We start from the raw sequence: 10,676 nt of genomic DNA, 5'->3' as shown, positions 1-10,676 counted from the left end.
CCGGGGGGGGGGCGGGGGGGGGGGGGGGGGGGGGGGGGGTGGGGGGGTGGGGGGCGGGGCGGGGGGGCCCCCCCCCCCCCCCCCGCGGCTCAGCTCAGGTCGCCGGGCCCCGGCGTCTCCGGGGTGTTGGACGGCGCCGCGGCCGGGTGGTCCAGGTGCTCGAGCAGCGCGACCACGAACTCCTGCGGCCGCTCGACGTGCGGCGAGTGCCCGACGCCGGGCAGCACGACCTCGCGGTAGGCGCCACCGCTGGCCGCGTACCGGTCCAGGACGGCGCGGGTCTGGGTGACCATCGGCTGCGGCGGGCAGACCTCGTGTCCCGGCCAGCCCGGCACCGCGCCCAGGGCCCCGAGCTGCGCGAGGTCGAACATCGAGGCGTCGGAGACGATGGCGTCGGCATCGCCCCGGATCCACAGGACCGGCGGCTTCCGGCGCACGTCGACGACCCCGCTCAGGTCGAACACCGTCGGCGCCATCGTGTTGAGCACCCCCCGCGCCCCCGGGGCCACGCCCGGCCAGGTGGCGGACGTCGCGCCGTCGCCCGGGTAGTGGTCCTCGCCGGTGCGCGTGCTCAGCATCGCCGCGACGAAGACGTCCTCGAGCTGGGGGTCCAGCGGGAGCGAGCCGGGGGCCACGTAGAACGAGCGCAGGATCGACCGCGGGCTGGTCGGCTCCTCGGCCGACGTGTCGCCCGCGGCCAGCGCCGCGACGAAGGCCGGGTTCGCCGCGCCCGCACCCGCCCCGGCGCCGTCGTCGGACAGCCGCCGCCCCTCCGCGCCGGCCGTGCCGCCGAAGCCGTACGGGGAGACCGGCGCGACGAGGACGACGGAGGCGACCCGCACCGGGTGGTCGAGCAGGTACTGCAGCACCACCCCGGCTCCCATGCTCCAGCCGACCAGGTGCACCCGCTCGAGACCGAGGGTCTCCACCAGGGCGGCGACGTCGTCGGCCCAGTCCCGGACGCCGCGCCGGGCGTCGATCGGCGCGGGGTCGGTGTCGCCGTAGCCGCGCAGGTCCACCGCGAGCGGCCGCACCCGCCCGGTCTCGGCGAGGGCCAGCAGCGGTTGCTGCCAGAACAGCGACGAGCTGACGTTGCCGTGCACGAACAGCACCGCCTCGCCGGGCCCGGCGGGATCGAGCCCCTCGGGGTGCAGCACGTTCTGCGTCAGGCGCGGCGTGTCCACGCGCGTCGCGGTGATGCCGGGCAGCAGGACGTCGCTCATCGGGTCTCCTCGCAGGTGGGCGGCGCGCTCACGCTAGCGACCGACACCTCATCGGGGCAGCGCCGTCCGCACCGGGATCCCACCTACAGTCGGTCGCGATGCCCAGCGGACGGAGTGCGACCAGAACCCGCCCGGTCCGCCGGACGGCCGCGGCCCGGCGTCCGGGCCGCGGCCGTCCCACGCCGCGACGGCGCCCTACGCGCCGCCCCTCGACCACCCGCCAGGGACGGCGGCAGGCGGCCGCGTCCTGGGCGTGGCTCGCCGCGGTGGTCGCCGTCGTGGTCCTCGTGGTGCTCACGGTGAACGCCCGGGACGAGGGCACCCCGATCGCCACGGCGGAGTGCAGCCTGCCGGCGACCGGGACGCGGCTCACCGAGGAGCAGGTGGCCAACGCCCGGACGATCGCCCAGGTCGGCCGCGACCGCGGCCTGCCCCAGCGCGCCGTCGTCATCGCGCTGGCCACCGCCATGCAGGAGTCGGGGCTGCGCAACCTCGACTACGGCGACCGTGACTCGCTCGGCCTGTTCCAGCAGCGACCGTCCCAGGGGTGGGGCACGCCGGCGCAGGTGCAGGACCCGGTCTACGCCGCCGGCAAGTTCTACGACGGGCTGGTCCAGGTGCCCGGGTGGGACAGTCGCCGGCTGACCGACGCCGCGCAGATCGTGCAGCGCAGCGGCTTCCCGGAGGCCTACCAGAAGCACGAGGCCATGGCCGTCGAGCTCACCGCCGCCCTCGACGTCGACTCCCTGCCCTGCGACTGATCAGTGCACGGCCTCGTCAGGCCTGACCTCCCAGCACGTCGGCCAGCGCGAGGACGTCGTCGTCGCGCCGGCCGTGGTCCTGCGCCGTCCACACCGCCCCGACCGCGGCGCTGACGAACCCCCAGGCCCGCGCCCGGGCCGCCGGCACCCCGAGGCCGTCGGCGAGCAGCGCCACGCGGCGGTCCAGCAGCTCCCGGAGCCCGGGGACGGTGGCCCAGGCCCGCGGCGGGTTCAGCAGCGCCGTGCCGGCGTCGAGCGCGGGCTCACCCCACACGCCGTGCGGGTCGATGGCCACCCAGCCGCCGGCGTCGCGGAGCACGTTGGCCGCGTGCAGGTCGCCGTGGCAGAGGACCGGGGCCGCGGCGCTGTCGAGCAGCCGTTCCAGCGTCGCGGCCGCACGGGCGGTGAGTGCGGCCGGCAGCAGCGGCGAGCCGGCGCGGAGGAGGGCGACGCGGCGGCGGCTGTCGGGGACGCCGTCCGGCCGCGCGGCGCCGGACCCGTGCAGCCGCCGGGCCACCGCGGCCAGCACCGGGAACGCCTGCTCGTCGGGCAGCGTGCACAGGTCGGTGCCCGGTCGCGCGGCGCGCAGCAGCAGCGCCGTCGTGCCGCCGTCGTCGGTCGCGGCCGCGAGCAGGTCGACCGCACCCTGCCCGCGCCAGGCAGCCAGCGTCGCCGCCTCCTGAGCGAGCCCCCCGGTCAGCCCCAGCTTGAGGACGACGGCGGCTCCGTCGGCGCGCACCGCCGGCGCCACCCAGTGGTACGAGGCCGGGTACGGCGGCCCGACCTCGAGACCCCAGCGGGTCGCGGCCCGCTCGACCGCCGCGGGCAGGGCGGCGCACCAGGCCCGCCCCGCGTCGCCGTGGAGGTGGCGCATCGCCGCGACCAGGGCCGCGGGGACGGCGACCGGCGGCATGCCGCGGGGCTCAGCCCGCCAGACGCTCGACGGCGGTGGCGATCCGCTCGTCGGTGGCGGTCAGCGCCATGCGGACGTGCCGCGCACCGGCCGGGCCGTAGAACGAGCCCGGGGCGGCGACGATGCCGAGGCCGGCCAGCCAGTCGATCGTCGTCCAGCAGTCCTCGTCGCGGGTGACCCACAGGTACAGCCCGGCCTCGGAGTGGTCGATGCGCGCCCCGGCGCGGCGGACCGCGCCGGCCAGCTGCTCGCGGCGGGCCCGGTAGCGCTCGTGCTGGGCGTCGACGTGGGTGTCGTCGGCGAGGCCGGCGGCCATGGCGACCTGCACCGGCGTGGGCACCAGCAGGCCCAGGTGGCGGCGCACCTCCCACACGGTGCGGACCAGCGCCGGGTCGCCCGACAGCAGCCCGGCGCGGTAGCCGGCGGCCGTCGACTGCTTGGACAGCGAGTGCACGGCGAGCAGGCCGGTGTGGTCGGGGCCGGCCACCTCCGGGTGCAGGATCGAGCGCGGCTCGACGTCCCAGCCGAGGGTCACGTAGCACTCGTCGGCGACGACGGGGATGCCGTGCGTCCGGCCCCACTCCACCCACGCCCGCAGCTGGTCGTCGGTCAGGACCCGCCCGTGCGGGTTGCCCGGTGAGTTCAGCCAGGCCAGGACGACGCCGGTCGCGTCGGCCGGTGGGGTGTCGGTGCGCCGCACCGCCAGCCCGGCCAGGACCGCGCCGACCTCGTACGTGGGGTAGGCGACCTCGGGCACCAGCACCGTGCCGCCGCCGCGCAGGCCCAGCATCGTGGGCAGCAGCGCGACCAGCTCCTTGGAGCCGATCGTGGGGATCACCGAGGGGTCGGCGCCCAGCGGGTCGGCCAGGTGGACGCCGAGCCGTCGCCGCAGCCACTCGGCCGCCGCCGTCCGCACCTCGGCGGTACCCAGAGCGGTCGGGTAGCCGGGCGCGTTGCCGGCGCCGGCGAGCGCGGTGGCCAGCACCTCAGGGGTGTCGTCGACCGGGGTCCCGATGGACAGGTCGACGACGCCGCCGGCGTGCCGGGCGGCCTTCGCCCGCGCCGCGACGAGGGAGTCCCAGGGGAAGTCGGGCAGCTGGCCGGCCGCCGTCCCGGGGGCGACGCCCCCTGGGGGCAGGGCCGTCAGTGCCCTTCCGCCTGCGGCGGCAGGGCAGCCACCAGCGGGTGGTCCCTGCCGATCTTGCCGGTCTTGGCGGCACCACCCGGGCTGCCCAGGTCGGAGAAGAACTCCACGTTGGCGTTGTAGAAGTCCTTCCACTTGTCCGGGACGTCGTCCTCGTAGTAGATGGCCTCCACCGGGCAGACCGGCTCGCACGCCCCGCAGTCCACGCACTCGTCGGGGTGGATGTAGAGCATGCGGTCGCCCTCGTAGATGCAGTCCACCGGGCACTCGTCGATGCACGCCTTGTCGAGGACGTCGACGCAGGCCTGGGTGATGACGTAGGTCACGGTGGATCCCTCCCGGGGATGCGCAGCAGGGCTCTGGCTCACGGGCCAGGCCGTTGTATCGCTGCTCAGTATGGCGCGTCGTGCCCGCCGCGGGCGCGACGGGTGGCCGTCGGGGGACCCGGGAGGAGGAGACCGGGTCGCGGCCCGCAGGATCGCCGCATGGGACAGAGCCGCTCACCCCTGGACGTCGTCGGCCTCGAATGCGTCGCCGCCCGCGGCTGGCGCGGCACGGAGGAGGCGGCGCTGGGCGACTGGCTGCTGCGGGCCGGCGGCGGCTTCACCGGCCGGGCCAACTCGGTGCTCGTCGCGGGCGACCCGGGCCTGCCCCTGCCGGACGCCGTCGACGCCGTCGCCGGCTGGTACCGCGAGCGCGGACTGCGCCCCTGCGCCCAGCTGCCCGGCCGTCAGGCCCGGGCCGTCGACGCCGCCCTCGCCGCGGCCGGGTGGGAGCGCGACGAGGACGTCCTGGTGCTCACCGCGCCCCTGGCGGCCCCCGCGGACGCCGGGGTACCGGTCGACCTCTCCCCCACCCCGGACGACGCCTGGCTGGCCGGCTACCGGCACCGCGGCCGGCCGCTGCCCCCCACCGCCGGCGCGGTGCTGACCAACGCCGAGGACGTCGTGTTCGCGTCCGTGCGGCTGGCCCCCTCACCGGCCCCGCTGGCCGCCGTCGCGCGCGGGGTGGTCACCGACGGCTGGCTGGGCGTCTCCGCGGTGACCGTCGCCGAGCAGCACCGCCGGCGGGGTCTGGCCACCGCGGTCATGGCGGCGCTGCAGCGGTGGGCCGCCGACCGCGGCGCCCGCTGGGTCTACCTGCAGGTCACGTCGTCCAACGCCCCCGCCCGTGCCCTCTACCGCCGGGCGGGCTTCATCGAGCACCACCGGTACCACTACCGCTCCGCCGCGGCCTGAGCGACGGCGCCGCCATCACCCGGCCGACGGCGAACGCGGCGGCGACCACGCCGCAGAGCAGGAACGCCAGGTTCACCAGGCCGGCCGCCCCGCCACCGGTGACCAGCAGGTCGCCCTCGGGACGGCGGACGCTGCCCGCCACCGCGACGGTCAGCCACACCAGGGCCGGCAGTGCCGCGACGAGCCGCGACCCGGTGAGCCGGTGGGCCAGCGGTACCAGCAGCAGGTTGCCGGCCACCGCCGCCACGACCGACACCGGCAGGAGGACGCCGAACACCCGCAGCGGCAGCCAGAAGACCTCGACCAGGGCGAGCTCCGCCGCCGCTGCGACCACCAGCACCCCCGCCCCGGCACGCGCCCAGGGGCTGCGGCTCATCCGGGCAGACCGGCGAACAGGTCATCCTCCCACCCGTGGGGTGCCTCCCCGGCCGGCCCGCGCTCCCCGCGCACCAGGCGGTAGTACTCGACGCCCAGCACCTCCTGGCCCAGGTTGTTCGACAGCGCGAAGAACGGGCCGTCGACGGTGATCTGCGTGGCGTGCGCGCGCATCGCGGCGTCCTTGCGGCCGGCGTGCGACCGGCCGTCGACCGCGGCGGTGACCACGTCGTCGTCGACGGCGAAGGGGATCTCGTCGAGCTCTCCGAGCGAGTCGAACGGGGACGCCTCGCCCAGCGCCCGCATCGCCTCGATGCCCTCGCGCAGCACCGACCGCGGCATGCAGCACCAGTAGACCTTGGCGACGTCCCAGGCCTCGCCGAGGTCGGGACGGTAGGCGGGGTCGGCGGCGCGCTCCACCGCACCCATGGCGACCCGGTGGGCCTGGATGTGGTCGGGGTGGCCGTACCCGCCGTTCTCGTCGTAGGTGACGAGGACCTGCGGCCGGACCTCGCGGACGACGGCGACCGCGTGCGCGACCGCCTCGTCGAGGTCGGCGTTCCAGAAGGCCCGGGGCTTGTCGTTGGCCGCGGTGCCGATCATCCCGGAGTCGCGGTAGCGCCCCGGCCCGCCCAGGAAGCGCCAGTCGGTGACCCCGAGGGCGTCCATGGCCGCACCCAGCTCACCGATGCGGTAGCCGCCCAGCTGGTCGGCGTGGTCGGCGGCCAGCAGCTCCAGCTCCGGCACGAGCACCTCGCCCTCCTCACCCAGCGTGCAGGTGAGCAGGGTGACGTCGACACCCTCCGCGGCGTAGCGGGCCATGGTGGCGCCGTTGTTGATCGTCTCGTCGTCGGGGTGGGCGTGCACCAGGAGCATGCGGCGGTCTGCGGTCACGGGAGGGCATTCTCCCCGGTCCCGCCGTCCCGCCTCTCGCGGTGTTCCGTGCGCCCCTGCGGTGGTGCAGCGCCGCAGGGGCGCACGGAACGCCGCGGAGGCCTACTCGACGTCGACGGGGACGACCTCTCGGGCCTCGGCGAAGTGGCAGGCCGACGGGTGGCCCTGGCCGCGGTCGACCAGCGCCGGGGCCTCCTGCGCGCAGATGTCCTGGGCCTTCCAGCAGCGGGTGCGGAACCGGCAGCCCGAGGGCGGGTCCGCGGGGCTGGGGACGTCGCCCTGCAGCAGGATCCGGTCCTTCTGGCCGCGCAGGTGCGGCTCGTGCAGCGGCACCGAGGACAGCAGCGCCTGGGTGTAGGGGTGCGACGGCGCGGTGTAGACCTGCTCGTCGGTGCCCTCCTCGACGATGCTGCCGAGGTACATGACCGCGACCCGGTCGGAGATGTGGCGCACCACCGACAGGTCGTGGGCGATGAACAGGTAGGACAGGCCGAACTCGTCCTGCAGGTCCTCGAGCAGGTTGACCACCTGGGCCTGCACGGAGACGTCGAGGGCCGATACCGGCTCGTCGCAGACGATGATCTCCGGCCGCAGGGCCAGGGCCCGGGCGATGCCGATGCGCTGCCGCTGGCCGCCGGAGAACTGGTGCGGGTAGCGGTTGACGTAGTCGGGGTTGAGGCCGACGCGGTCCAGCAGCTCCTGGGTGCGCTGGAGCCGGCCCCGCTTCGGGGCGACGTCGGCGTGCACGGCCCAGCCCTCGGCGACGATGTCACCGACGGTCATGCGCGGGTTCAGCGACGCGTACGGGTCCTGGAAGATGATCTGGACCTCGCGGCGGTACTCCTTGAGCGCCCGGCCGCCCATCTTCGCGACGTCCCGGCCCTTGTAGAGGATCGAGCCCGCGGTGGGCCGCTCGAGGGCGACCAGCAGCTTGGACACCGTCGACTTGCCGCAACCGGACTCGCCGACCAGGCCCACGGTCTCCCCGCGGCGCATGGTCAGGTTCACGCCGTCGACGGCGCGGACGTGGCCTATGGTCCGCTTGAAGACGATGCCCTGCGTCAGCGGGAAGTGCTTCTGCAGGTCGCGGACCTCCAGCAGCGTCTCGCCGAGGGCACCGCGCCGGGAGCCGTTGGCCGCCGTGGACTCAGACACCGAGGACCTCCTCGCTGTAGTGGCACGCCGCCTCGCGGCCCGGGACGACCAGGCGCAGCGGTGGCACGTCGGTGGCGCACTCCCGGCCCGGCGCCGCGGCGGCGCCCAGCCGGCGCCGGGAGCAGCGCGGGTGGAACGGGCAGCCGCTGGGGATGGCGGCGAGGTTCGGCGGCTGGCCGGCGATCGGCAGCAGCCGGCCGCCCTTGGCCTCCACCTGCGGCACCGAGCTCATCAGGCCGTCGGTGTAGGGGTGCGCCGGGTTGGAGAAGACGTCGTCCACGGTGCCCCGCTCGACGATCCGCCCGGCGTACATGACCGCGACGTTGTCGGCGACCTCGTTGACCACACCGAGGTCGTGGGTGATGAGGATCAGGCCCATCCCGGTGTCGCGCTGCAGGTCCTTGAGCAGGTCCATGACCTGGGCCTGGACGGTGACGTCGAGGGCGGTGGTCGGCTCGTCGGCGATGAGCACCTTGGGGTCCAGCGCGATCGCCATCGCGATCATCACGCGCTGGCGCATGCCGCCGGAGAACTGGTGCGGGTAGTCATCGACCCGCGAGGCCGCCGCCGGGATGCGCACGCGGTCCATCAGCTCGACCGCGCGCTTCTTCGCGTCCTTCTTGGACATCCCGCGGTGGGCGCGGAACATCTCGCCGATCTGGTACCCGACGCTGTACACGGGGTTCAGTGACGACAGCGCGTCCTGGAAGATCATCGAGATCCCCGGGCCGCGGACCTTGCGCTGCTCCTCCTCCGACTGCTGGAGCAGGTCGCGGCCCTCGAACCAGATGCCGCCACCGGTGATCACCGCGGGCGGGCTGTCGAGGATGCCCATGATCGCCTGGGCGGACACCGACTTGCCGGAGCCGGACTCACCGAGGATCGCGAGGGTCTCCCCCTCCGCGAGGCGGTAGCTGACGCCGTTGACCGCGTTGACCACGCCGGAGCGCGTGCGGAACTCGACGTGCAGGTCGTCGACCTCGAGGACGGTGTCGCCGGTGCCCGGTGCCGCGGCGGTGGGCGGGGAGAGGTCGGGTCGGGTCATGCGCGCTGCCTCGGGTCGAGGGCGTCGCGCAGGGCGTCGCCCATCATGATGAACGCCATCACGGTCAGGGTCAGGACGATGCTGGGGAACAGCACCAGGTGCGGCGCGGTCCGCAGCAGCGACTGACCGGCCTCGATCTGCAGCCCCCAGGAGATGGCCGGACGCTGCAGGCCGACCCCCAGGAAGGTCAGCGTCGCCTCCGCGGCGATGAGCACGCCGATGGTGATCGTCGTGTAGACCAGCACCGGCGCGATCGCGTTGGGCAGGATGTGCCGCACCAGGATGCGCCCGTTGGACGCCCCCATCGCGCGGGCCGCCGCGACGTAGTCCGAGCTCTTCACGGCGATCACCTGCGAGCGCACCAGCCGCATCGCCGTCATCCACCCGAACAGCGCCAGCGCGATGGCCACGGCGGTCACTCCCCGGCCCAGGACGCCGGTCCGGAGGACGACGAGGGCGCCGAGCACCAGTGGCAGCGCGTAGAAGATGTCGGTGATCCGGGACAGCAGGCTGTCGGTGAGGCCGCCGTAGAACCCCGAGATCGCCCCGACGACGACGCCCAGCACCAGCACGACGACGACCGCGAGCACGCCGATGATCAGCGAGTTGCGGGCGCCGTAGACGACGTTGGCCAGGTAGTCACAGCCTTGCTGGTCGAAGCCGAACCAGTGGTCGGCCGACGGCTTCTGCTGGCTGTTGGACAGGTTGCACGCCCGCGGGTCCGCCCCGCGCGCGAACACCTGCGGCAGCAGGGCCATCGCCAGGAAGAGCAGCATCAGCAGGGCGCCGATCCAGAACAGCGGATTGCGCTTGAGGTCCTTCCAGGCGTCGCTCCACAGACTGTTCTGCCGGGCGTCGGTGGCGTCGATCGACGGGCTGGCCAGGCCGGTGGTGGTGCCGGCCTCCACCTCGTCGTGGCGCAGGTCGGCCTGCTGCTGGTCAGTCATAGCGGATCCTCGGGTCGAGGACGGCGTAGAGCACGTCGACGACCAGGTTGAAGAAGATGAAGAAGAACACCATCAGCGTGACGATGCCGACGACGACGGCACCCTCCTGGGCGCGGACGGCGTCGAAGATGGCGCGGCCGATCCCGGGCAGGTTGAACACCGACTCGGTGACGATCGCCCCGCCCATCAGCGTGCCGATGTCGGCGCCGATGAAGGTCACGACCGGGATCAGGCTGTTGCGCAGGGTGTGCCGGACGATCACCGTCCGCCGGGGCAGACCCTTGGCCTTCGCCGTCCGCACGTAGTCGGCGCGCATGTTCTCCGCGACGCTCGTCCGGGTCAGCCGGGCCACGTAGGCCAGCGAGCCGGCGGCGAGCACCAGGCCCGGCAGCAGGAAGCTGTACCAGCCCTCCCCGATGCCGGAGATCGGGAACCAGCCCAGTTGCAGACCGAAGGTGAACTGGGCGACGAAGGCGAGCACGAGGATCGGGACGGACACGACGATCGTGCTGGAGACCAGCACGACGTTGTCCAGGAACCCGTTGCGCCGGATGCCGGCGAGCACGCCGGCGATGATGCCGATGACGGCCTCGAACAGGATCGCGACGATGGCCAGCTGGATGGTGACCGGCAGCCGCTGCTCGATCGTGTCGAGCACCTCGCGGCCGCGGAAGTCGGTGCCGAAGTCGCCCTGCAGCAGGTCACCGACGTACTTGGCGTACTGGATGACCAGGGGGTCGTCCAGGTTGTACTCGTCCCGCAGCTGGGCGACGACGGCCGGAGCCAGCGGGCGGTCCCCACCGAGGGCCCGGATCGGGTCGCCCGGGAGGGCGTAGACCATCGCGAAGATCAGGAACGAGGCCCCGATCAGGACCGGGATGGTGAGCAACAGTCGGCGCGCGACGTAGCGGCCCATGTTCCCCCTCGGGTGTGTGCGCCGGACACAGGTGCGTCCGGCGCCGGTTCCATCGTGCCCGGTAC

12 protein-coding genes are annotated in these 10,676 nt (G+C 74.5%); 2 read left to right on the top strand and 10 right to left on the bottom strand.

What is annotated here, in order from left to right:
* Positions 1-89: 89 nt before the first annotated feature.
* Positions 90-1,223, bottom strand: coding sequence for an alpha/beta fold hydrolase (locus ACI78Q_RS02930; protein ID WP_456921820.1), 1,134 nt, complete (start codon positions 1,221-1,223; stop codon positions 90-92).
* A gap of 266 nt (positions 1,224-1,489) precedes the next feature.
* On the opposite strand from ACI78Q_RS02930, the gene ACI78Q_RS02925 reads away from it, so the two are divergent.
* Entirely contained in the window at positions 1,490-1,984 is a 495-nt protein-coding gene (locus ACI78Q_RS02925) for a hypothetical protein (RefSeq protein WP_456921819.1), read from the top strand.
* Between the two features lie 16 nt (positions 1,985-2,000).
* Here ACI78Q_RS02925 and ACI78Q_RS02920 read toward each other — a convergent pair whose 3' ends face one another.
* Genes ACI78Q_RS02920 through fdxA form a run of 3 tightly spaced genes read right to left on the bottom strand, consistent with a single transcriptional unit; the run spans position 2,001 to position 4,367 of the window.
* The gene (locus tag ACI78Q_RS02920) at positions 2,001-2,897 is read right to left on the bottom strand and encodes an aminoglycoside phosphotransferase family protein (protein WP_456921818.1); all 897 of its coding nucleotides are present in this window, start codon (positions 2,895-2,897) and stop codon (positions 2,001-2,003) included.
* Positions 2,898-2,907: 10 nt separating this feature from the next.
* Positions 2,908-3,993 carry a succinyldiaminopimelate transaminase gene (gene dapC / locus ACI78Q_RS02915; protein ID WP_456921823.1) on the bottom strand — a complete coding sequence of 362 codons (1,086 nt, stop codon included), beginning with the start codon at positions 3,991-3,993 and terminating at the stop codon, positions 2,908-2,910.
* 47 nt (positions 3,994-4,040) lie between these two features.
* Complete coding sequence (gene fdxA / locus ACI78Q_RS02910) at positions 4,041-4,367, bottom strand: ferredoxin (RefSeq protein ID WP_091325867.1); 327 nt, start codon at positions 4,365-4,367, stop codon at positions 4,041-4,043.
* Between the two features lie 159 nt (positions 4,368-4,526).
* On the opposite strand from fdxA, the gene ACI78Q_RS02905 reads away from it, so the two are divergent.
* Complete coding sequence (locus ACI78Q_RS02905) at positions 4,527-5,279, top strand: GNAT family N-acetyltransferase (protein WP_456921817.1); 753 nt, start codon at positions 4,527-4,529, stop codon at positions 5,277-5,279.
* Here ACI78Q_RS02905 and ACI78Q_RS02900 read toward each other — a convergent pair.
* The 6 genes from ACI78Q_RS02900 to ACI78Q_RS02875 form a co-directional block, all read right to left on the bottom strand.
* A complete protein-coding gene (locus ACI78Q_RS02900) occupies positions 5,236-5,655 on the bottom strand; it encodes a hypothetical protein (RefSeq protein WP_456921816.1) in 420 nt (139 codons plus the stop codon). The two genes, ACI78Q_RS02905 and ACI78Q_RS02900, sit on opposite strands and share 44 nt — an antisense overlap.
* Positions 5,652-6,548, bottom strand: coding sequence for an N-acetyl-1-D-myo-inositol-2-amino-2-deoxy-alpha-D-glucopyranoside deacetylase (gene mshB, locus ACI78Q_RS02895; RefSeq protein ID WP_456921815.1), 897 nt, complete (start codon positions 6,546-6,548; stop codon positions 5,652-5,654). The genes ACI78Q_RS02900 and mshB overlap by 4 nt, the downstream gene beginning before the upstream one ends.
* A 102-nt stretch (positions 6,549-6,650) precedes the next feature.
* Entirely contained in the window at positions 6,651-7,703 is a 1,053-nt protein-coding gene (locus ACI78Q_RS02890; RefSeq protein ID WP_456921814.1) for an ABC transporter ATP-binding protein, read from the bottom strand.
* Positions 7,696-8,748 (bottom strand): ABC transporter ATP-binding protein, encoded by a 1,053-nt coding sequence (locus tag ACI78Q_RS02885; protein WP_456921813.1) that lies wholly within the window; start codon positions 8,746-8,748, stop codon positions 7,696-7,698. The genes ACI78Q_RS02890 and ACI78Q_RS02885 overlap by 8 nt, the downstream gene beginning before the upstream one ends.
* Complete coding sequence (locus ACI78Q_RS02880; protein WP_456921812.1) at positions 8,745-9,695, bottom strand: ABC transporter permease; 951 nt, start codon at positions 9,693-9,695, stop codon at positions 8,745-8,747. The genes ACI78Q_RS02885 and ACI78Q_RS02880 overlap by 4 nt, the downstream gene beginning before the upstream one ends.
* Positions 9,688-10,611, bottom strand: coding sequence for an ABC transporter permease (locus tag ACI78Q_RS02875; RefSeq protein ID WP_456921811.1), 924 nt, complete (start codon positions 10,609-10,611; stop codon positions 9,688-9,690). The genes ACI78Q_RS02880 and ACI78Q_RS02875 overlap by 8 nt, the downstream gene beginning before the upstream one ends.
* Between the last annotated feature and the right edge of the window lie 65 nt (positions 10,612-10,676).

This window comes from Geodermatophilus sp. SYSU D00705 (genome assembly GCF_054050135.1).
This window is presented reverse-complemented; position numbering and strand designations above follow the sequence as displayed.